We start from the raw sequence: 20036 nt of genomic DNA, 5'->3' as shown, positions 1-20036 counted from the left end.
AATTGGTTTAGAAGTAAAATAAGGAGGGAAAGCCTTGTTCAAGCTGTTTCGGCTGCTAAAGCCATTCCGGCTTCAGATTGCGGCCGTATTGGCGCTTGTCTTTTGCCAATCGTTGTCCGACCTGTATCTTCCGACGCTGCTGTCGGACATCGTGGACAAGGGCATTTTGAAGGGCGACGTGCCTTATATCTGGAGAATCGGCGGCTTCATGCTGCTCGTGTCCGCCGCGGGTGCGGCCTGCATCATCGCATCCAGCTTCCTGTCGTCCCGTGTCGCCTCCGGCTTCGGCCGCAGCGCCCGCTCGAAGCTGTTCGCGCATGCGGAGAAGTTCTCGCTGCCGGAGTTCGACCGGATCGGGACGGCCTCGATGATCAACAGGACGACGAACGACGTCAACCAGGTGCAGCAGGTTCTGATCATGATGATGAGAATGATGGTCAGCGCGCCGATGATGTGCATCGGCGGGCTGATCATGGCCTTCTCCAAGGATGCGAAGCTATCCCTGCTCCTTGTCGTAGTCATTCCGGTCATCGGCCTTACGATCTTCGCCGTCATGCGCAAGGCGATTCCGCTGTTCAGGGCGATGCAGGTCAAGCTCGACAAGCTGAACCTCGTTCTGCGCGAAGGCTTGACCGGCATCCGGGTCATCCGCTCCTTCAATCGCGGGGAGTACGAGCAGGGCAGGTTCGACTCGGCCAGCCGCGATCTGGCCGATACGGCGCTGCGCGTCAACCGGATGATGGCGATCCTGATGCCGACGATGATGCTCATCATGAACCTGACAACCGTGCTCATCGTCTGGTTCGGAGCGAAGCGGATCGATGCGGGAGACATGAATATCGGTAGCCTGATCGCGTTCATCCAGTATGCCAGCCAGATCATGTTCTCGCTCGTCATGATGTCCATGATGTTCGCCATGGTGCCGCGCGCAGCGACTTCCGCAGCCCGGATCAACGAGATGCTGGATATCGCTCCGACGATAACCGACGGGCAGGCGAAGCCGTCGCCCGCAGCTTCGCCGAGGACAGGCGCAGCTCGCGGGGAGGTTGAATTCCGCGAAGTGAGCTTCCATTATCCCGGTGCCGAGAGGCCGGCGCTGGACCGGGTCAGCTTCACGGCCAGGGCGGGAGAGACGACCGCTGTCATCGGGGGCACCGGCTCCGGCAAGACGACCCTGCTGAACCTCATCATGAGGTTTTACGATGCGGGAGAGGGCGAGGTGCGGGTCGGGGGCAGGGATGTCAGAAGCTTGTCCCAGGAAGAGCTTCGCGCAGGAATCGGCCTCGTGCCGCAGAAGGCGCTGCTGTTCTCCGGCTCGGTGAGCGGCAACATCCGCTACGGCAAGGAGGATGCGACGGATGCCGAAGTGCGCCATGCCGCTGAGGTGGCGCAGGCTGCCGGCTTCGTCGAAGCGATGCCGGAAGGCTTCTCGACGGACATCGCCCAAGGCGGAGCCAACCTGTCCGGAGGGCAGAAGCAGCGGCTGTCGATCGCGAGGGCGCTTGTGAGGCGCCCCGATCTGTATCTGTTCGACGACAGCTTCTCGGCGCTGGACGCGTCGACGGAATCGAGGCTTCGCGCCGCGCTGGCGGAGGAGACAGGTGGAGCCGCCGTGCTGGTGGTTGCCCAGCGGGTGAGCTCCGTCATGGGAGCGGATCGGATCCTGGTGCTGGATGAAGGGCGATTGGCTGGCGACGGCACCCATGCAGAGCTGATGGAGAGCTGCGGCGTCTACCGCGAAATCGTGGAATCCCAGCTCCGGACAGAGGAGGAATCGGCATGAGCGAGGAACGGCGGACGCCGCCGGGACGCCATCCCGGCGCGATTCCGCGGATGGGCGGAGGGCCGGGTCCCGGAGCGATGATGCCCGGAGAGAAGCCCAAGGAATTCAAAAAAACGATGCTGCGGCTGCTCCGGTTCCTGAAGCCTTACCGGCTCAGGCTGCTGCTGGTGCTGGCAAGCGCCATTGCCGCTTCGGTGTTCTCCATCGTCGGTCCCAAGCTGCTCGGGCACGGGACCGACATCATTGTGAAGGGCGTCGTGGCGAGAATGAATGGAGCTGCCGGCGTTCCGTTCGATTATGCCGGCTTGCTGCATGTTCTGGGATGGCTGGCAGGCTTGTACGTTCTCAGCTTTCTGTTCGGGTACGTCCAGCAATATCTGATGGCTGGCGTTACCCAAGGAGCGGTATACCGGCTGAGAAAGGAAGTGGACGACAAGCTGCAGAGGCTCCCTCTGCAGTTCTACGACGCCAAGTCGCACGGCGATATTCTGAGCCGGGTCGTCAACGACGTGGACAACATCAGCGGCACGCTGCAGCAGAGCTTGACTCAGCTTATCACCTCGGCCGTCACGCTCGTCGGCGTCATCGTCATGATGCTGACGATCAGCCCCTTGCTGACGCTGATCGTCTTTGTCACGCTGCCGCTCAGCTTCCTGGTCACCAAGGCGGTTGCCAAGCGGTCGCAAAAGCATTTTGCCGGCCAGCAGCGGTCGATCGGCGAATTGAACGGCCATGTCGAGGAAATGTTCACCGGACACCGGATCGTTAAGGCGTTCGGCCGGGAGAAGGAGTCGGTGGAGCGCTTCGAGGCCATCAACGGCAAGCTGTACCAATCCGCCTGGCGCGCCCAGTTCATCAGCGGCACGCTGATGCCGCTCATGTCCTTCGTCGGCAATCTGGGCTATGTGCTGATCAGCGTCGTCGGCGGACTGATGGTGACCCGGGGCGGCGTCTCGATCGGGGATATCCAGGCGTTCATCCAATATGCGAGACAGTTCACGATGCCGATCACGCAGCTGGCGAACATCGCCAACATCATCCAATCGACCGCGGCTTCGGCGGAGAGGGTATTCGAGCTGCTGGACGAACAGGAAGAAGAGCCGGACGGCACGTCGGAAGCCGGACGCGGCATCCGTGGAAATGTCGCTTTCGAATCGGTGGATTTCGGCTACAAGCCGGAGGTTCCGTTGATGAAGGGGCTGTCGATCGAAGTGAAGAGCGGGCAGACGGCGGCGATCGTAGGTCCGACCGGTGCGGGCAAGACGACTCTCGTGAACCTGCTCCTCCGTTTCTACGAGGTGGACGGCGGCAAGATCACGATCGACGGCCGGGATATCCGCCAGCTCACCCGAGGGAGCCTGCGCAGCCTGTTCGGCATGGTGCTGCAGGATACCTGGCTGTACAAAGGCACGATCCGGGACAATATCGCCTACGGCCGCACGGAGGCGACCGACGCCGAAATCGAGGATGCGGCCCGTGCGGCGCATGCCGATTTCTTCATCCGCACGCTCCCGGAAGGGTATGAGACCGTACTCAACGAGGACGCCAGCAACTTGTCCCAAGGGCAAAAGCAGCTCCTTACGATCGCGAGGGCGCTGCTGGCCGATCCCGCCATCCTCATTCTCGACGAGGCGACGAGCAGCGTGGATACGCGCACGGAAGTGCAGATCCGGCATGCGATGAAGGAGCTGATGAGAGGCAGGACGAGTTTCGTCATTGCCCACAGGCTCTCCACGATCCGGGACGCGGATGTCATTCTCGTCATGGACAAAGGCTCCGTAGCGGAACAGGGCACGCATGAGGAGCTCATCGCCCGTGGAGGCATTTATGCGGAGCTTTACCGGAGCCAATTTTCTGGAAATGAAGCCTCCTAATATGAGAATCGTTAGAGGTTCATGAGAGAACCTTAACCGACTGTGCCCCCTGAAGTCCTGTACACTGGGACGAAGGGTTTGGTATTGGAGGGAATCATCATGTATACAAAAAGATGTTTGTTTTGCGACGCGATCGTGCCGGTGAAGGCCGGCCCGGCGCAGGAAGAGCGCTTTATCGGCTGCGACTGCGCGCCGGGGGCGGAATATTCGCTGGCCGAAGGAACATACGACCGGCTCGGCATGCTCTCTTATCCGCGGCAGCGCGAGCTGTTCCCGCTGGCGTCGGCATATATACGGGAAATGGCGGACTGCGGCAAGGAAATCCGGCTAGACCTCGAGCAGGTCGAGACGCTGCCGGCATCACCGCAGGTGCCTGCGACGGTCGAAGCGAAAGCAGACAGGCTGCTGGCCTTCTTGCGCAGGAACAGCGAGTCGCCGGGAGATCCGGTCGTCATCCACCGCTTGTCGCGCAGCTATAATCTGACCTACTCCCAGAACCTGCAGGAGATGGTCTATGTCATCGAGATGCTGCGAGAGCAGGAGCTCATCGAACGGACGGGATCGACGTTCAGCCTGACGGAAGGCGGATGGAGCCGCGCGGAGCTGGCCGTATCCGGCCGCACGGCGAAAACCTGCGCGCTGGTGTTCGCCGACAAGGGCGGAGAGCTGCCGGAGTGGGCGGGCCATGTGCTGCCGCTGCTGCAGCAATGCGGCTACATCCCGCGCATCCTGACCCGGGATGAAGAGGACGGGCGAAGCCTGCTCGAGCAGGCTGCTGCTGCCGACCTGCTGCTGGCCGACTTGACCGGCAATCCGCCGGAGGCTTATCTGGCGACAGGCAGCGCCGCGGCTTCGGGCGTGCCCGTCATCTGGACGGTGCAGGACGGCGGCGCGGATAGCCTGCCTCATCTGGAAGGACTGACTCCGATCGTCTGGAGCCGGCCGGAGGAGCTGTCGGCTATTCTGCTGCAGCGTCTGGGCAGCGGCCTGCAGCTGCGCAAGACGGGCTGATCGGCATCGGCCGACTTCTCCAGGGAATCGACGAAAGGCTTCGCGCTTCGATATTGAGGCGCGAAGCCTTTTTTGTTTTTCCGCCGGTAGAGCCGATAGCCGTCGACGGATGGCCTGCGCGGCGGGATGCATATCCGGGCATCCGGACAACTCTTTTTGACTTGGAGCGGTCCGACTGTTTCAATAAAGCAGAAGGCGTGTATTGGAATCCATTCGAATAAGCCGGAGCATCCGGCATCATTCTATTAGCAGGGATCGGCAAGGGGGTATCCACCATGACGGCAACGGCAGCGTCCCGATGCGGTTCGGCCATTATGCTGACGGACAAGCAGGCCATGCAATTGGACAGCTGGAAAATCAAAGGCATTTATGCGGAGCAAGGCGGCAAGGTTCTGCTGGAGTGGACGGCCGGCGGCCCGGATCGTCCCGCTTCCATCTATTCCTGCACGAAGAGCGTGCTGTCGGCCTTGATCGGAATCGCGGTCGGACAGGGACTGATCGGCAGCGTCTCAGACCCGGTCTTCTCTTATTTGGACATGGAGGAGGAAGGGATCGCCAAGGCGATCGAAGACGATCCCCGCAAGCGGGACATTACGATACAGCATCTGCTCACGATGACGAGCGGCCTCGATTGGCCGGATTTCGACAAGCCGTATTGGGAGATGAAGAAGGCCGCATCACCGGCCGCATTCGTCCTGGGGAGAGAGCTCGCGCATGAGCCGGGAACGGCGTTTACGTACAATACGGGAGGCTCCCAGCTGCTCTCCGTTATTCTCACCCGCGCCGCGCAGGAAAGCCTGCCCTCGTTCGCCCGCAAAAATCTGTTCCGTCCGGCCGGCATCGGCAGCGCCAGATGGAACCGGCTCGGAGAAGGGCATGAGGCTGGCGCCGGACTGTCGATGAGCATGAAGGATTTGTCCCGGTTCGGAAGGCTTTATCTTCAGCAAGGAAGATGGAACGGCGAGGCGATCATTCCTCCGAATTGGATCGCGGACTCGCAGAAGCCTCATCATAAAGGTCTTCTTCATTACGAGCCGTCCATCTACGGCTGCTATGGCTATCATTGGTGGGTGTCCCCCGAAAGCAAGCAGGACGGCCCCGGCTACTATTTCGCCTTCGGATACGGGGGACAATACCTGTTCGTCATTCCGTCGCTGGACATGACGGTCGTAGTGCGCAAAAGCCTGGACGGACGGAACAAGTCGATCTATTCCCGCCGCGTCCTGACGGAGCTGGTCATCCCGGCCGCGACTGGACATACTTGGTGAGAAAGCGGGCATCCTAAGGATATCCAGGCAGCAGCCCCAATAGGAGGAATCAGAGATGAACATGAATGGACAGCAGGGAGCTTCCGGCTCGGAGGAGATCAACAGCCTTACGATGAGCTATGAGCAATTCCAGGAGCAGGTGCGCATGAAGCGCATCCAGGATCAGGAGGCCGGCAAGGCCGCCCTGCACCGTGCGGGAGCGGACAGCAGCGGCGAGAAAGTCCGCGGACTGGTGAACACGATGCAGGAGCTCGTCCACGAGCTGAGCATGATGGAAAATCAGATCCAGGTGCAGGCGGACGCGCAGCTGAGGCAAATCCGCAAGCTCAAGGAACGAGTGAGCGCGGCCGAACAGGAAGTCCGGAGCAGCATTTCCGGCGGACAGCAAACGCATTAGACGTCTCGCACGGCAACGGAACCGCCTTTCGTTCGGAACCGCAGCGCCTGCTGGAATCCGGCCTCTGCCGGTCCCTCGCAGGCGCTGTTTGGCATGGAGCCGGACTTTGGCCGGAAGCGCCGGTTTATGATATGCTGGTACCTAACCGAAAGGAGGCAGCGCCCTTGAATTCCGATTTCATTCCCGTTCGCGAGCTGGAGGGAACTCTGCTCTTATCGATCAAAAAGCCGGATTTCGGCATGACCGTCACCACTTCCGAACTTATCTATCATAAACCCCATGCCAACTATCATCTGAAGCTGGAGGACATGGTTAGCATCGTGCCGTTCGCCAATCCCAAGAAGCCTGCGGCTCCATTACGCGCCTATCAGGATGGGACCGCCGAATACGCGGTCAGCTTCACGGAAGGACCGTCTTACCGCATCCAGGTCGCCTCGGCGATGATGCATAACCGGAGCGGACGCTTTGCGCTGGGCGCGATGCAGTTCGTGCTGCCGCTCCCGAACCGGATGCTGCAGCTCATCGGAACCTATAGCGGCATGAAGCTGATTTGAACGCTATCCTCCGGGGATGTCCTCCCGGAGGATTTTTTGCGATTAAAATCGGGTCCGGAAGGTTATATTCAAGCATGTACGAATGAATGAACCGAAAGCGAGGAGAGGCAACATGGATGCACTCTATACAGCGGAGGTAACGGCCCGCGGCGGCCGTCAGGGCAGCGTCAAATCATCGGATGGCGTTCTGGATTTGCCGCTGGCGATGCCGAAAGGACTGGGCGGCAGCGGCGCCGAAGCGACCAATCCGGAGCAGCTGTTCGCGGCCGGATACTCGGCTTGCTTCGAAAGCGCTCTTCAGCTCGCTGCCCGCAAGCAGGGAATCGATGCAGGCGGAGCCGAGGTGACCGGCCATGTGTCGATCTTCAAGGAAGGGGAAAGCTTCGCTCTGGCGGTAAGGCTGGATATATCCATTCCGGGAGCGGAGCTGGAGCAGACCCGCAAGCTGGCTGAAAAAGCCCATGAGCTGTGCCCCTATTCCAAGGCGACAAGAGGCAACATCGAGGTCGAGCTCAATGTGCTGAAGAGTCAAGCCGCGCAGGCCTGAAAAACATGGCTCCTGTCCGCGCAGGTCTGAAGAGACATCGGCCATAGGCATCCTTCCCTCAGGGGGAGGATGTTTTTTTTCGTTAACCAGGAATGCAGGCATAGGAAAAAGAAAATTGAATAAAAATAAATAATAAAGTATATTTATACCTATGAGATTCAGTCAGATTCGGAGGGACTCCATTGAAAGCATACTATGAAGTTGAAGAGGCGGCGCTCAACAGCTGGCCGGCTCTGCAGACAAGAAGCCTGGGCGGATGGCTCGTCAAAGCCAATCAAGGGTATACAAAGAGATCCAATTCGGTTCAGCCGCTGCATCATTTCGGTCCGATGGAACAGCATCTGGAACATAAAATCAGCCGCTGCGAGCAGTTTTACCGGGAGACCGGCCAGCCTGCCATCTTCAAGATCACGCCGTTCACGGAGCCGGAGCATCTCGATTCCGTGCTTGCGCGACGCGGGTACCGGATCGCAGATCCATCCACGGTGATGGTAACGCCGATACCGGCCGCTGTGCCGGCAGGGGCGGGCGAGCTCGTGCTGGAGGACCAGCCGAGATCCTACTGGCTGTCCTTGCTTGTGGAGTGGAACGGGCTCAAAGCGAGCGAGGAGAAAACCTTCGTCTCCATGTTCGATTCCTCGCCGCTGCCTCGCGTTTTCGCTGTCTTGTATGCTCAAGGCCGGCCGGTCGCGCTCGGAGTCGGAGTGCTTGACGGGGATTACCTGGGGCTCTATGACATCGTGACGGCTCCTGACTGCAGGGGACGCGGTCACGCTGCCGAGCTCATCCGCGGCTTGTACCGCTGGGCGGCGCAGCGCGGAGTGCGCCAGAGCTATCTTCAGGTCGTCACCGGCAACAAGCCGGCAGAAGCGTTGTACGCCAAGCTCGGCTATCGCGAGGCTTATCCGTATTGGTACCGGGTGCAGCCGGAATAGCTGTCAAGTCTTTACTTTGCGAGGATCAGAGGTGTATAGTAGTCAGGCTGTCTCTGCGACGGGACGGCGTCAACAGACTGACCCGACATAAGAAAGGAATGCACCCTCTTGACGACTTCCGAAGATACGAAACCCGAACTGATTCCTACAAAAATATGGAAATGCCGCAACGCCGACTGCAAGGCATGGGTCCGCGACGAATTCGCGGCCGAGTCGCAGCTGTGCCCGATGTGCAAAGGCCCGATGCTGCGGAGCATGAGGCATCTGCCTGCCGTACAGAATAAAATCAAGCGCAAGCCGAAGCCGAAGGACGAGTACGGCTTGTAATCCGGCAGCTTACCTGATTTCGCCCCCGGCTGATGGCAGGCCGGGGGCGAGTTTTATTAGATGAAGAGGTCCGGACAGACATGTTCGATGCGGTGCGATATGGTACAATAAGACGAGTAGAACAGCTGGAGCCGGGCGGCGCCGGTCATTAGGCTCCAGCTCCTGAACGCCTCTCCGCGCTTGATAGGGCGGCCGGCAGGAGATGTGCACCAGACGCGGAAGATGGAAACTTTTCGCTGTCCATATTCGTCTCAATTTCGGGACGCCTTGGCCTTCGCGTCGGCTATTCTCCAGGCCAGCCAGGATATTCCCCAGGATAGGGCGAACAAGGCTGCAAGCATATAACCGAGCTCGGAAAATTCCAGTGCGGCGACGGCTTTCATGATCGGAGACTGCCAATGCAAGTAGCCGTCCAGCATCTGAACGATTTCGACGCCTCCGATGAACAGGGCGCTCGTCACGGAGAGGAACGTTACGGTCAGGTTGTAGCGAAGATGCCGTACAGGGGACTGCACCGCCCATTTGTAGGCACGCGTCATGAAGATTCCGTCCGCTGTGTCCAGCATGCTCATGCCCGCTGCGAACAGGATCGGGAGCGAAAGGATGGCGAAGGCGGGCAGCTCGCTCGCAGCCGCCGTAGCCGATAGCGCGAGAAGTCCGATTTCGGTCGCCGTATCGAAGCCGAGTCCGAACAGGAACCCGAGCGGATAGACATGCCAGCTCTTGCCGACAAAGGCGGTCAGCGGCTTGACGAGCCTGGCGATCCAGCCGCGCGACTCCAGCAGCCGGGCGAGCTCTTCCCGATGCTCGGCTTCCCGGTATATCCGGCTCAGCTTGAAGAGCTGGATGAGGACGGCCAGATTGGCCAGGCCGATGAGCAGCAGGAAAGTGCCGGAGACGGTGATGCCGATCCGGCCGCCGATTTCCTGCATGGCCGGCAGGCGCTCCTGCGCCCATTGGAAGGAAAGGGCGACGGCGAGCACCATGAGGAATACGACGCTGGAATGGCCGAGGGAGAAATAGAAGCCGACGCCCAGAGGACTGCGGCGGAGCTCGACGAGCTTGCGCACCGTATTGTCGATCGCAGCGATATGATCCGCATCGAATGCATGCCGGAGTCCGAGCGTATACGCCAGAATTCCGAGTCCCCAGAAGGCGGGATGATGGCTTGCAGCCAGGAACAGGCCGGCGAGCCCGGCTGCATGCAGAAGCAGGACGACAGCCGCGTATGCGGCCCAGGAACGGTCTTTGCGGACGGATGCGGGCGCGGAGGAGGATAAAGGCATGGACATGTCAGGTTACATCCCTTCGAGGCGGGTTTCACAGCGGATGGACGCTGCGCATCGCTAAAAGTTTTAGAAAATGTACCATCCTATTTCGAAGCGGTCAATAATGATGTCAGCTTTTATTTCATGAATGGATACGGTCGTTCAATTATTTCATGCTTGGTCATAGAAGGAGCGCGAGATGGAACATCTTTTCACACTTCAAGCCGAATGGCAGGGGGGAAGAGGAGGAGAGGGGACGATTGCAGCCGGAGGGCTGAATGCGGCTGTCTCCATTCCCTCCGTCATGGACGGTCCGGGCATCGGAACGAATCCGGACGAGATGCTGCTCGGAGCGGCATCGACCTGTTATCTCATCACGCTCGCCGCCATGCTGGAGCGTTCCGGCATCGAGCCGGAGAGGCTGTCCCTGCGGTCCGAAGCGGTCGTCGATACGACAAGCGGCGTGTATACGTATGTGTCGATCACGCATAAGCCTGATATCCTGCTGCCTGCTTCCGCTTCTGTCCGCCAGGCGGATACGGCGGGGAAGCTGGCGGAGAAGGCCGAGCGGACGTGCATGATATCCAAGGCCTTGCGGGGAAATGTCGCCGTGTCGGCTGTTCCTGAAATCGCGATCGGGCAAGAGAAAGGAGGCAAGCCATGAAGGGCGCCAACGGCAAGCCTCCGCAAATCGTCGGCAGGGATGAAGAGAAGGACTATGTCATCCGCAGGCAGTTCATGTTTCGGCTCAATGCGTTCTTTTTTGCCGCTTTCGTGCTGTTCGGCATCCTGATCGTGCGGCTGGCGGTGCTGCAGTTCGTAGAGGGACCGACGCTGAAGGCGCAGCGGGAATGGCAGGGCACGAGCAAGGTGGCCATTCCTCCGTTCCGGGGGGACATCCTCGATTCCGACAAGAAGCCGATCGCCTTCTCGACGTCGACCCAGACGCTTACGTATACCGTCCAGGACGAGCGCAAGCCGGAGATCGCCATCGAGATGAGCAAGAAGCTGGCCGAGGTGTTCGCGAGGCTCACCGACAAGGATGATCCCGAAGGCAAGCTCACCGCGGAGGAAATCCAGAAGAAGATGGACCTCAACTTCCGGACGAACACGATTTCCGTGCCGCGCAAGATCAAGTCGGACCTCAACAATAAGGAAATCGCTTATTTCCTGGAGAACAAGGAGCAGTTCAAGGGCGTCGACATCGTCGAGGAGAACGTGCGGAACTATGACTCCGACAAAGTCGCGGTGCAGCTCGTCGGCTACTTGCGCAGCTACCGCACCGCCCCCGAGACGCTGACCAAGTATAACGCGATCAAGGAAATAACGGATCCGACGGAGAAATACTCGCCGGAGGAAACGGTCGGTTACGACGGGCTTGAGTACTTGTACCAGGAGCAGCTGCGCGGCAAAAACGGAGTCAAGACGTTCCCGGTCGACCGCCTGCAGCGGATCATCGGTCCGCCGGAAGTCGAGGCGCCGACCCGCGGCAACGATCTCGTGCTCACGATCAACCGCTCCGTGCAGCTGACGGCGCAGAAAGCGATGACGGAGCAGATCGACAAGCTGCGCCATTCGACGACGAAGCCGGAGAACGCCGGCAACAAGGCGAAGATCGGCTTTGCCGTGGCGATGGAGGTCGATACCGGCAAAGTTGTCGCCATGGCCAGCATGCCGGACTACGATCCGAACCAGTGGAAGGACGGCACGCCTTCCAAGGAAGAGCTGTTCTACTTTACGAGGAACGGCACGATCCGCTCTGTATCGCCTCCGTATGCGACGGACAAGGAGCAGACGAAGCATACTCCTTCTCTCGTCTACCTCGGTTCGACGCAGAAGCCGCTCTCCATTCTGATCGGTTTGAATGAGGGCTTGTTCTCGGCCACGGAGGAATACCATGATGTCGGCTACTACAAATTCGGTTCCACAGGCTCCGAGAGGACGATCCGGAATGCGAGCAACAAAGCGAACGGATACATCAACGCTTCCGAAGCGATCGCCCATTCCTCCAATGCGTTCATGTCCGCCATGGTCGGCGAGCGGCTGCTGAAAAAATACGGCAAGGATGCTGTCGGCGTATGGGATAAATACATGAAGGAATTCGGCCTCGGCGTTTCGACGGAAAGCGGGCTGCTCGGCGAGCAGAAGGGCGTGGAGGACTATACGCATGATGCGAAGGAGTCCAGCAATATTTCCGCGCTTGTCGGATCCTCCTTCGGGCAGCTCGGCAAATATACGACGCTGCAGCTGGCCCAGTACGCTTCCATGCTCGCCAACAAAGGCAAGCGCATGAAGCCTCAATTCGTGAACGAAATTCTCGATCCGTCAGGCAACGTCGTCCAATCGTATAAGCCCGAGGTGCTTAACCAGGTCACCTTCCCGGATTCCTATTGGAACACGATCTACAAAGGAATGGCCAAAGTAAGCGTGCAAGGCTTCGAAGGGGTCAGCTATTCTTTCCTGCGCAAGACAGGAACATCGCAGCAGACCGTTGCGGGCGGCGTGAAGGTGGAAAATTCCGTATTCATCGCCTTCGCTCCGGCAGACAAGCCGAAGCTGGCCGTCGCGATTGTCATTCCCGAGGGCGGTTACGGCGGCTGGGGAGCCGCGCCGGTCGCCCGTCAAATCTTCGACGCCTACGACCAGGCGGTCGGGCTTAACGGCGTACCGAAAAAAGCATCAACCCATCCTTGACCGGGCAAGCTGATGGAAAAGTCCATGAAGGAGCTTGACCCATGTCAATGGAGACCGGAACGGCGAAGGGCCGCTGCGAGCTGTGCGGGAGATCCGGAGTCAGCTTGACCGAGCATCATCTTACGCCGCGGGAGCAGGGCGGAACATTTAAAGGCACAGCCCTTCTCTGCCCTCCCTGCCATCGCCAGATCCACGCGCTTTACACCAATGCAGACCTCGTGCTGCGCGAGCTGACGACACTCGACGCTTTGCGGGCGGACGAAGCGATCGCCGCTTTTATCCGTTACATCCGCAAGCAGCCGCCATCTTCCATGCCCAAGCTCCGCAAATCAGTCCGCGTCCGCAATAAGCATTGAGACGGAACAAAAACCGCCATTTCGGCGGTTTTTGTTTTTGGCTATGTTAAACTCAGATGTTGATTTTTGAGCATAAGAAAACCCCATTGAATGAAGGCGGTTCATTGAGCTATCGTTGTCCGTTAGCTCAATTTCAACCAGGATATGGGTTCATCATGGAAACCTTTTTCAATTTCACCTGCTCATTTTGTTCGCTCAACAGAATACAGAAAAAATTCCATATCTATATTCCTAAAATTCTTAGTATCTTTATCAATAATATTCATACCGTTTCGAACCGCAACTTTTTGAGCGGCTATATTTGTGTCCCTAATAATAGAATAAACCCTAATTGCATTAAGAACTGAAAAAGCGTATTCCTTGCAAGCAATTGCCGCTTCTGCTGCGTAACCTTTGTGCCAATATGCTTTTTGAAACAAAAATCCTATTTCCAAAATTTCTTTTTCTCTCCAGCCTTGCATTGTCAAGCCACATTGACCAATCATTTCGTTTGTTTCTTTCAATACAACAGCCCAAAGTCCAAAACCATATTCTTCATATCTTTTAAGATGTCTGTTAAGCCAATTTTGTGCTTCTTCTAAGTTGAATTCTCTTCCATAAGCAGCACGCATTACTTCCTCATCACACAATATTCCGCACAATGCATCATAATCGGACTGCACCATTTCTCTAATTATAAGACGTTTTGTTTCGATCAAAACTCTCCCACCTTTCTATTGCATCAATAACCTTCCAAAATTTCTTATCCTGCCAGTTAGCTTAACAGGAGTAAGCAGACAGCCGAAGCTTTTTATTCGTGTCGTCAACAGTGAACAAGCACGATTTGAACAACATATTCTTCTTTTTCGATGAGGTATTCTCATATTCCTTGCTGTCTATATAACGGAACCATGTCAAATAGTGCTGCAAATATTTGGTTGCAACGCCATTGAAGCGGTCCATCCATTTTTTTAAGCGGCTGTGGTAGCTGTTCACGTTTTAGATATGGTAAACGCCCTTAACGCGCTGTTTTCCATCGGATTTGAATCGGTAATGAGCCGAACCTTTTGAATTCGCATAAGAGCTAAACGCCCTCCACGAATCCGTGCAAAGCACGTTTGAGTCGGATAAATGCCCGCCGATCGCTTCGTCCAACTTCGTTGTCTTGATACAACCACGCCCAAGAAAACCAGAGTAGGCCATCTTCTGACGGTCACGCTCTCAAATGAGCCCGTTGGCAGCCAGGGCTTGGAGCCCGTTCATGCGAAGCATTCCTGCGTTATGATATACTGATACGGTGAAAATGGCAGGATGCCACCAGGAAGAAGGATTCGATATGTTGAAATCTGTTGGAGCCGGCTCCCGTTCTCAAGGCCGCAATCTTTTCTATTATTTGTTCGTTCTGATGCTGGCCAAGCTGGAGTGGATGCGGTACAACCTGTTCGGCGGATTGGAGCCGCTTGCCGTAGTCGCCGACTTTGCATCCCTGCTCGTGCTGGCGGGGCTGCTGGAGCTTCTAACCCCGCGCCGCGGCAAAGGACCCGCCTACTGGGGGTTCAATCTCGTTTATTCTCTCGTCTTGTTTGCGATCACGTTGTATTTCAGCCATTTCGGCTCTGTGGCGACCTATACCGCTCTCGGAAACCTCAACCAGGTCTATGGGATCCGGGAGAGCGTGGACGCGACCATCCAGCCGATGGACTACATCTACTTCGCGGACGTCATCCTGATTGCCGTGATATGGATGCTGCGCCGGACGCGCGGACGGAAAATCGAGGGACGCAAAGGACTATGGAAGCCGGCTGCGGCCCTGCTTACGGTTGCCGGACTCGCCGGCAGCTTCTGGTTCATCCGCGATGCGGAGGCGACCCAGAGCGAGCTGGCGCAGGCCGAGAGCGTCGGCGTCTTCAATTATCAGGTCGTCAGCGCGATCAAGATCCGCGAGGAGAACAAGGAGATTGCGTCCGGCGATATCGGCAAGACGATTCAGGAGATCGAGGAGCTGCAGGCTTCGTATCCGTACCGCAAGGACGAATCGGCGCCGCTTCAGGAGTTCGGAGCCGCCAAGGGGACGAATCTGGTCATCATCCAGATGGAGGCGTTCCAGAATTTCCCGATCCATCTGAAGCTGCAAGGCCAGGAACTGACCCCGAACCTGAACAAGCTCGCGGACGAGGGATACTATTTTCCTCATTTCTTCCAGCAGATCGGCCAGGGGAATACGTCGGATGCGGAATTCATGACGAACACGTCCATCTACCCGACCGGGACGATCGCCATGTCCACCGGCTACGGCAACCGCAAGCTTCCGAGCCTGCCGAGACTTCTTCAAGGCGAAGGATACGAGGCGAATACGTTCCATATCAACAATGTGGGCTTCTGGGATCGGAACAAGCTGTACCCGGCGCTCAACTTCGACAAGTATTATGACAAGCCGTTCTACAACAACGACCATTTCAACAGCTTCGGCGCATCGGATGAGGAGCTGTACCGGGTCGCCGCAGGGAAAATGGCGGAGCTCAGCGGAAAAGGGAAGCCGTTTTACGCCCATCTGATCACGACATCGAGCCATTTTCCGTTCCAAATCCCGAAGGACAAGCAGACTCTGATCGAAGATGAATCCCTGGCCGGCTCGCAGCTCGGCGATTACCTGCAGGCGATCCATTACACGGACGATGCCGTCGGGATGCTGGTGGACAGGCTGAAGGCCGAGGGGTTATGGGAGAACACGACTCTCGTCATTTACGGCGATCATTTCGGCTTGCAGCCTCAGAGCAACGATCCGGCCTTCATCCAGCAGGAGCTCGGAATTCCTTATCACAATCTGATTTCCCGGTTCAACATTCCGCTCATCATCCGAGTTCCCGGCCAGCAGGGCAAGGTCGTCGAAGGAATCGGAGGGCAGCTCGACATTCTTCCGACCGTCGCCAACCTGATGGGAATCTCGCTGAAAAAAGAAGGCTTCACTGCATTCGGACGCGACTTGCTGAATACCGACCGCAATATTCTCGGAGAACGTTATTACTTGCCGTCGGGCTCGTTCATCAACGAAGAGATCCTGTTCGTGCCGGGCAAAGGATTCGAGGACGGGAAGGCGGTCTCCTTGAAGACGCTGCAGCCGGTCGCCGACTTCTCCAAGTACCGGAGCGATTACGATTACACGATCAAGCTGCTCGGGCTGTCGGATGCGTATGTGAAGCTTCTGCCCAAGCGGTAGCTGCTGTGACCGGAGAGGCGGCCGATAGCAGGCATGACGAAGAGCATGAAGGACAGGAAGAACTTGAAGGACATGATGAGATGAAACTGACGAAAACTTGAGGAACAAACCAAACATGAAGGCAGAAGGGAATGGTTGAAACATGGACCCATTGTATGTATTCGTCGGCTCCTATGCGGAACCGGATGGAAGCGGCTTGTATGCCTACCGCTGGAATGAAGACGAGCTCAGCCTGGATCTGCTGGCGGAGGCGGACGGGCTCAAAAATCCGACCTTCCTGAACATCGATCCGGCCGGACGTTTTGTGTACGCCATTTCCGAGGGAAAATCGCCGGAAGGAGGCAAAACGGGCGCCGCCGTCTCGTTCCGTTTCGATCCGCTGGTCAATTCTCTGGAAAGGCTGAGCGAAGCGGCTACTACGGATGGCCCGACCTGCCATATCCAGCGGGATCCGGACAGCCGCCATCTCGTCGTCGTCAGCTATCATGGCGGCATGGTGGGCTTGATGGAGCTGGACGCAGACGGGAAGATCGGTCCGAGGCTGGACCAGCAGCAGCATGAGGGCCATAGCGTGAACGAGGAACGGCAGGACCGCCCGCATCCGCATTCCTCGCAGTTCAGCCCCGATGGCCGGTATGTGTTCGTCCAGGATCTTGGCCTTGATCTGATCCGTACCTATGCCGTTGAAGAAGGCGCCCTGAAGCCTGTGCGGGACAATGACATCCATGCGGGAGCCGGACCCCGGCATTTGGCGTTCCATCCGGACGGCCATATCGCATATGTCATCAACGAAGTGGATTCAACGGTCAGCGTGCTGGAGTATGATGCGGAAACAGGAGGCTTGACGGAGCTTCATTATCTTCCGACGCTACCGGAGGGCTACGAAGGGGAGAACACCTGCGCCGAGATTGCCGTCTCCAGCGATGGACGCTTTGTCTACGGCTCGAACCGGGGGCATGACAGCATCGTCGTTTATGAGGGATCGGATGAGGGCCGTCGGCTGGAGCCGGTTCAGCATATCCATACCGAGGGAGAGCATCCAAGGCATTTCGCCTTGACGCCGGATGGGAACTGGCTGTTCGCTGCGAATAAAGATACGAACAACATCGCTCTCTTCCGTGTCGACCGCCAATCCGGCAAGCTTCAGTATACAGACCGTAGCTTTGAAGTCTCGCAGCCGGTCTGCGTCATGCCTTTCAACCTATAGGCCTTCGTGAGCGACAGGCAAGCAGTGGACTGCTTGCCTGTTTTTTTGTTGCGAAGATAAGGGAAAGGCGGCATGCGGTGCATCCGGCAAAAGCGTTGGGATCGCGGCGAGGATGGGACTGAATAATGGAGAGGGAGAGATGGACATCGGGAATCTCGTGTTCCTGTCGAAAATTAAATTTATTAAAATGATTGAAATCAGCAGGAAATTGATTGATATAATCGAAATAATAAAATTAGTGAATATAATGTATCGAAAAGAGGCCATTTAATGCGGGACATGCCATTTGCGAAATTGCTTGCTGTCATCTTTTTTCTTCTTGCTGGAATCGCGGGCACTGTCCTGCTCGCCCCTCCGGCTTCCGACTTTCCGGCGGAGCCGGCAGCGCCGGAGCTGCAAGGAAGCGCCGCTCACAGCCAGCCGGTCTACCGCTGACGATTCATCCGTTATCGGGATGATTAAGTATTCTATAGATGAATGGAAGCCATTCTAAAACTAGGATACATAATCGAAAGGATGATGAAAGATGACCGTCAGCCGGCTGCTGGAAGGAAAAGTGGCGATCGTTACAGGAGGTGGCTCCGGCATCGGGAGAGCCGCCGCGCTTGATTTTGCCCGTCATGGAGCGAAGATCGGTTTTCTGGACCGCACACCGGATGATGCCGAGAAAGTCAGGGACGAAATCCAAAGCGAAGGCGGAGAGGCTATCGTGACGGCGACCGACGTCAGCGACGCCGCTGCGGTCGAGGCTGGCATCCGTTCCGTATACGAGCGTTTCGGGCGAATCGACGTCGTGTTCGCGAACGCCGGCATCAACGGGGTGTGGACGACGATCGAGGACCTGGATGTGGACGATTGGGACGAGACGCTTGGCATCAATCTGCGCGGCACGTTCCTCACGGTGAAGTACAGCATTCCGCATCTCAAGAAAAACGGCGGCAGCATCATCATTACGAGCTCCATCAACGGCAACCGGATCTTCAACAATACCGGCGCCAGCGCTTACAGCTCCTCCAAAGCCGGGCAGGTCGCCTTCATGAAGATGGCTGCGCTGGAGCTCGCCCCGCATAAGATCAGGGTGAACGCCGTTTGTCCGGGGGCGATCAACACCCATATCGACGACAGCACGATCAAAACCAAGGAAGCCGAGGAAGCTGCGATACCGGTGGAATATCCCGAGGGCTCCCATCCTCTCGCCGGCAAGCCGGGCAAGGCTGCCCAAGTCGCGGATCTCGTCACTTATCTGGCATCCGATCTGTCCTCCCACGTTACGGGCACCGATATATACGTGGATGGAGCGGAGTCGCTGCTGTAAGCCAAAAAAAAACGCATGGCGTCATGAGCGCCATGCGTTTTTTTTTTTTTTATAACCGGCAGGACGAGCTGGAATACGATTACGGCCGTGGGCTCCTGCGGAGACCGGTCAGCCAAACGCCGGGAACGATCTCGACCCGGCCGCTCTCCTCGAAGCCGAAACGGAGATAGAGCTGCACTGCGGGATCGTTGGCCGTGCCTGTCGACACCCGGTATTCGGAGTTCGGGTACAGGCCGAGAGCAAAGCGAATCAGGGAACTCCCTATTCCGCGCCTGAAAAAATCGGGGTGGACGACAAGGCGGGCGATCGTGACGATGCCCGAAGGCTCGCGCTCGATCGCGACGGCGCCGGCCAGCCTGCCGTCGAGACGGCAGCCGTAGAAGACGGCAGGGGAGGCGAGCAGAGCTTCATGGGTTTCCCCGATCTGGGGAATGCCGTCGAAGCCGATCAGGCGGGCCTCTTCCCGATAGGCGGCCGTCTGCAAGGCGCGCAATTGCTCCGATACGGCTGCGTCGGTTACGTCAAGACATTCGGCCTGGAATTTGGATTCGTTCATTTTTCATCCTTCTTTCGTCTGCTCGTGGTTGAAGCGGTTTTGGCCCGTTCGCGGAAGCGCCGGACCTTCATCAGATTGCCGCAGCATTTATCGTCGCAGTAGCGCTTCGAGCGATTGCGCGTCGTATCGTAATAAATCCAGCGGCAGTCGGGATTGTCGCATATTCGGAACCGTTCCAGCTCTCCATGGGCAAGGGAGTCCGCGTAGGAAGCGGCTATTTTCGCCATGATGCCTTGCCAGCCGGATTCCGAGGGAATCTCGACGAGAGAGAGGGCTCCATTTCCGAAGGACAGCCTTTTGGTATAGGGGCTGGAGACGAGTGAGGAGTTGAGGCAGGCAAAATCGGTATCGGATAAAGGAGGAGCCTCCTCGACACGGACAGAGTCGCTGATACGGGAAGTCAGCTCCCTGAGGCTGCCGCGGAGCGTCCGCATCGCTTGAAGCTCCTCAGGCGAAGGCGGACCGGGATCGACGAGGGCGTGCTCGGTCAAAAATTGAGATCTCCAGGCGGGACGTTCGAGCCGGTCCTCGCTCGCGCCGCTGCCTCTCCAATCGTACCACTGGCTGTTCAAGTAATCTTCCCAGATCATGATGCCCATCCTCCATGCCGGTTCAGTATGAAACGTTCTAAACTAAAATAGATCGTTACATCTAAAGCGGTTTCGGGTATACTATCGTCAGCATCACGTAACCGGCTATACGACATTATATCGTTACATCCCATTCTCTACAAGGAGGACGACAACCA

20 protein-coding genes and 1 pseudogene are annotated in these 20036 nt (G+C 57.5%); 16 read left to right on the top strand and 5 right to left on the bottom strand.

Features of this window, described 5'->3' with window-relative positions; all coding sequences use genetic code 11:
* Window positions 1-34: 34 nt before the first annotated feature.
* From VE23_RS05070 to VE23_RS05030, 9 genes are all read left to right on the top strand, one after another.
* Window positions 35-1783, top strand: coding sequence for an ABC transporter ATP-binding protein (locus VE23_RS05070; protein WP_049867484.1), 1749 nt, complete (start codon window positions 35-37; stop codon window positions 1781-1783).
* Entirely contained in the window at window positions 1780-3657 is a 1878-nt protein-coding gene (locus VE23_RS05065; protein WP_048748525.1) for an ABC transporter ATP-binding protein, read from the top strand. Before VE23_RS05070 ends, VE23_RS05065 begins: the two co-directional genes overlap by 4 nt.
* A 99-nt stretch (window positions 3658-3756) precedes the next feature.
* Window positions 3757-4668 (top strand): MarR family transcriptional regulator, encoded by a 912-nt coding sequence (locus VE23_RS05060; protein ID WP_049867483.1) that lies wholly within the window; start codon window positions 3757-3759, stop codon window positions 4666-4668.
* Between the two features lie 275 nt (window positions 4669-4943).
* Window positions 4944-5936, top strand: coding sequence for a serine hydrolase domain-containing protein (locus VE23_RS05055; RefSeq protein ID WP_048748523.1), 993 nt, complete (start codon window positions 4944-4946; stop codon window positions 5934-5936).
* Window positions 5937-5991: 55 nt separating this feature from the next.
* On the top strand, window positions 5992-6333 hold the full coding sequence (locus tag VE23_RS05050; RefSeq protein ID WP_021878582.1) for a hypothetical protein: 342 nt from the start codon (window positions 5992-5994) through the stop codon (window positions 6331-6333).
* 164 nt (window positions 6334-6497) lie between these two features.
* Window positions 6498-6887, top strand: coding sequence for a hypothetical protein (locus tag VE23_RS05045; protein WP_048748522.1), 390 nt, complete (start codon window positions 6498-6500; stop codon window positions 6885-6887).
* A gap of 112 nt (window positions 6888-6999) precedes the next feature.
* The gene (locus VE23_RS05040) at window positions 7000-7434 is read left to right on the top strand and encodes an organic hydroperoxide resistance protein (protein ID WP_048748521.1); all 435 of its coding nucleotides are present in this window, start codon (window positions 7000-7002) and stop codon (window positions 7432-7434) included.
* A 182-nt stretch (window positions 7435-7616) separates the two neighbouring features.
* On the top strand, window positions 7617-8369 hold the full coding sequence (locus VE23_RS05035) for a GNAT family N-acetyltransferase (RefSeq protein WP_049867482.1): 753 nt from the start codon (window positions 7617-7619) through the stop codon (window positions 8367-8369).
* A 108-nt stretch (window positions 8370-8477) separates the two neighbouring features.
* Window positions 8478-8696, top strand: a complete 219-nt coding sequence (locus VE23_RS05030) for a cold-inducible protein YdjO-related protein (RefSeq protein ID WP_021878586.1) — start codon at window positions 8478-8480, stop codon at window positions 8694-8696.
* Between the two features lie 251 nt (window positions 8697-8947).
* Here the strand turns inward: VE23_RS05030 and VE23_RS05025 are convergent, their stop codons facing one another.
* Window positions 8948-9982, bottom strand: coding sequence for a HoxN/HupN/NixA family nickel/cobalt transporter (locus VE23_RS05025; RefSeq protein ID WP_049869637.1), 1035 nt, complete (start codon window positions 9980-9982; stop codon window positions 8948-8950).
* A gap of 181 nt (window positions 9983-10163) precedes the next feature.
* Here VE23_RS05025 and VE23_RS05020 point away from each other — a divergent pair, with 181 nt between their 5' ends.
* The 3 genes from VE23_RS05020 to VE23_RS05010 are packed head-to-tail and all read left to right on the top strand — an operon-like array spanning window position 10164 to window position 13014.
* Complete coding sequence (locus tag VE23_RS05020) at window positions 10164-10628, top strand: SACOL1771 family peroxiredoxin (RefSeq protein ID WP_048748520.1); 465 nt, start codon at window positions 10164-10166, stop codon at window positions 10626-10628.
* A complete protein-coding gene (locus tag VE23_RS05015; RefSeq protein WP_021878589.1) occupies window positions 10625-12658 on the top strand; it encodes a peptidoglycan D,D-transpeptidase FtsI family protein in 2034 nt (677 codons plus the stop codon). Before VE23_RS05020 ends, VE23_RS05015 begins: the two co-directional genes overlap by 4 nt.
* Before the next feature lie 41 nt (window positions 12659-12699).
* The gene (locus VE23_RS05010; protein WP_021878590.1) at window positions 12700-13014 is read left to right on the top strand and encodes an HNH endonuclease; all 315 of its coding nucleotides are present in this window, start codon (window positions 12700-12702) and stop codon (window positions 13012-13014) included.
* A gap of 182 nt (window positions 13015-13196) precedes the next feature.
* Here VE23_RS05010 and VE23_RS05005 read toward each other — a convergent pair whose 3' ends face one another.
* Together VE23_RS05005 and VE23_RS27280 are read right to left on the bottom strand one after the other, a co-directional pair.
* The gene (locus tag VE23_RS05005; RefSeq protein WP_084781305.1) at window positions 13197-13712 is read right to left on the bottom strand and encodes a GNAT family N-acetyltransferase; all 516 of its coding nucleotides are present in this window, start codon (window positions 13710-13712) and stop codon (window positions 13197-13199) included.
* Between the two features lie 61 nt (window positions 13713-13773).
* Window positions 13774-14211, bottom strand: a pseudogene (locus VE23_RS27280) (IS1595 family transposase); the annotation flags it as partial.
* Window positions 14212-14329: 118 nt separating this feature from the next.
* Between VE23_RS27280 and VE23_RS05000 the strand changes: the two are divergent.
* From VE23_RS05000 to VE23_RS04990, 4 genes are all read left to right on the top strand, one after another.
* A complete protein-coding gene (locus VE23_RS05000; RefSeq protein WP_049867481.1) occupies window positions 14330-16210 on the top strand; it encodes an LTA synthase family protein in 1881 nt (626 codons plus the stop codon).
* A 142-nt stretch (window positions 16211-16352) separates the two neighbouring features.
* Window positions 16353-17417 carry a lactonase family protein gene (locus VE23_RS04995; protein WP_049867480.1) on the top strand — a complete coding sequence of 355 codons (1065 nt, stop codon included), beginning with the start codon at window positions 16353-16355 and terminating at the stop codon, window positions 17415-17417.
* Between the two features lie 270 nt (window positions 17418-17687).
* Window positions 17688-17852: a hypothetical protein gene (locus VE23_RS26360; protein ID WP_021878597.1), complete on the top strand. Its 165-nt coding sequence runs from the start codon at window positions 17688-17690 to the stop codon at window positions 17850-17852.
* Between the two features lie 91 nt (window positions 17853-17943).
* On the top strand, window positions 17944-18732 hold the full coding sequence (locus VE23_RS04990; RefSeq protein WP_049867479.1) for an SDR family oxidoreductase: 789 nt from the start codon (window positions 17944-17946) through the stop codon (window positions 18730-18732).
* Between the two features lie 79 nt (window positions 18733-18811).
* Here the strand turns inward: VE23_RS04990 and VE23_RS04985 are convergent, their stop codons facing one another.
* Window positions 18812-19288 carry a GNAT family N-acetyltransferase gene (locus tag VE23_RS04985; protein WP_049867478.1) on the bottom strand — a complete coding sequence of 159 codons (477 nt, stop codon included), beginning with the start codon at window positions 19286-19288 and terminating at the stop codon, window positions 18812-18814.
* The gene (locus VE23_RS04980) at window positions 19285-19878 is read right to left on the bottom strand and encodes a CGNR zinc finger domain-containing protein (RefSeq protein WP_049867477.1); all 594 of its coding nucleotides are present in this window, start codon (window positions 19876-19878) and stop codon (window positions 19285-19287) included. The genes VE23_RS04985 and VE23_RS04980 overlap by 4 nt, the downstream gene beginning before the upstream one ends.
* Window positions 19879-20036: the final 158 nt, after the last annotated feature.

The sequence above is a fragment of the Paenibacillus sp. D9 genome (assembly GCF_001188365.1).
GTDB lineage: Bacteria > Bacillota > Bacilli > Paenibacillales > Paenibacillaceae > Paenibacillus_O > Paenibacillus_O humicus.
Note: the sequence above shows the minus strand (reverse complement) of the source record. Positions and strands in the feature narration are given on the sequence as shown.

What these genes read in the sequence shown, in the direction of transcription:
- VE23_RS05065 (WP_048748525.1), top strand. Translation starts at nt 1,780, where the DNA reads ATGAGCGAGGAACGGCGGACGCCGCCGGGACGCCATCCCGGCGCGATT.
- VE23_RS05060 (WP_049867483.1), top strand. Translation starts at nt 3,757, where the DNA reads ATGTATACAAAAAGATGTTTGTTTTGCGACGCGATCGTGCCGGTGAAG.
- VE23_RS05055 (WP_048748523.1), top strand. Translation starts at nt 4,944, where the DNA reads ATGACGGCAACGGCAGCGTCCCGATGCGGTTCGGCCATTATGCTGACG.
- VE23_RS05050 (WP_021878582.1), top strand. Translation starts at nt 5,992, where the DNA reads ATGAACATGAATGGACAGCAGGGAGCTTCCGGCTCGGAGGAGATCAAC.
- VE23_RS05040 (WP_048748521.1), top strand. Translation starts at nt 7,000, where the DNA reads ATGGATGCACTCTATACAGCGGAGGTAACGGCCCGCGGCGGCCGTCAG.
- VE23_RS05025 (WP_049869637.1), bottom strand. Translation starts at nt 9,982, where the DNA reads ATGCCTTTATCCTCCTCCGCGCCCGCATCCGTCCGCAAAGACCGTTCC.
- VE23_RS05020 (WP_048748520.1), top strand. Translation starts at nt 10,164, where the DNA reads ATGGAACATCTTTTCACACTTCAAGCCGAATGGCAGGGGGGAAGAGGA.
- VE23_RS05015 (WP_021878589.1), top strand. Translation starts at nt 10,625, where the DNA reads ATGAAGGGCGCCAACGGCAAGCCTCCGCAAATCGTCGGCAGGGATGAA.
- VE23_RS05010 (WP_021878590.1), top strand. Translation starts at nt 12,700, where the DNA reads ATGTCAATGGAGACCGGAACGGCGAAGGGCCGCTGCGAGCTGTGCGGG.
- VE23_RS05000 (WP_049867481.1), top strand. Translation starts at nt 14,330, where the DNA reads ATGTTGAAATCTGTTGGAGCCGGCTCCCGTTCTCAAGGCCGCAATCTT.
- VE23_RS04995 (WP_049867480.1), top strand. Translation starts at nt 16,353, where the DNA reads ATGGACCCATTGTATGTATTCGTCGGCTCCTATGCGGAACCGGATGGA.
- VE23_RS26360 (WP_021878597.1), top strand. Translation starts at nt 17,688, where the DNA reads ATGCGGGACATGCCATTTGCGAAATTGCTTGCTGTCATCTTTTTTCTT.
- VE23_RS04990 (WP_049867479.1), top strand. Translation starts at nt 17,944, where the DNA reads ATGACCGTCAGCCGGCTGCTGGAAGGAAAAGTGGCGATCGTTACAGGA.
- VE23_RS04985 (WP_049867478.1), bottom strand. Translation starts at nt 19,288, where the DNA reads ATGAACGAATCCAAATTCCAGGCCGAATGTCTTGACGTAACCGACGCA.
- VE23_RS04980 (WP_049867477.1), bottom strand. Translation starts at nt 19,878, where the DNA reads ATGATCTGGGAAGATTACTTGAACAGCCAGTGGTACGATTGGAGAGGC.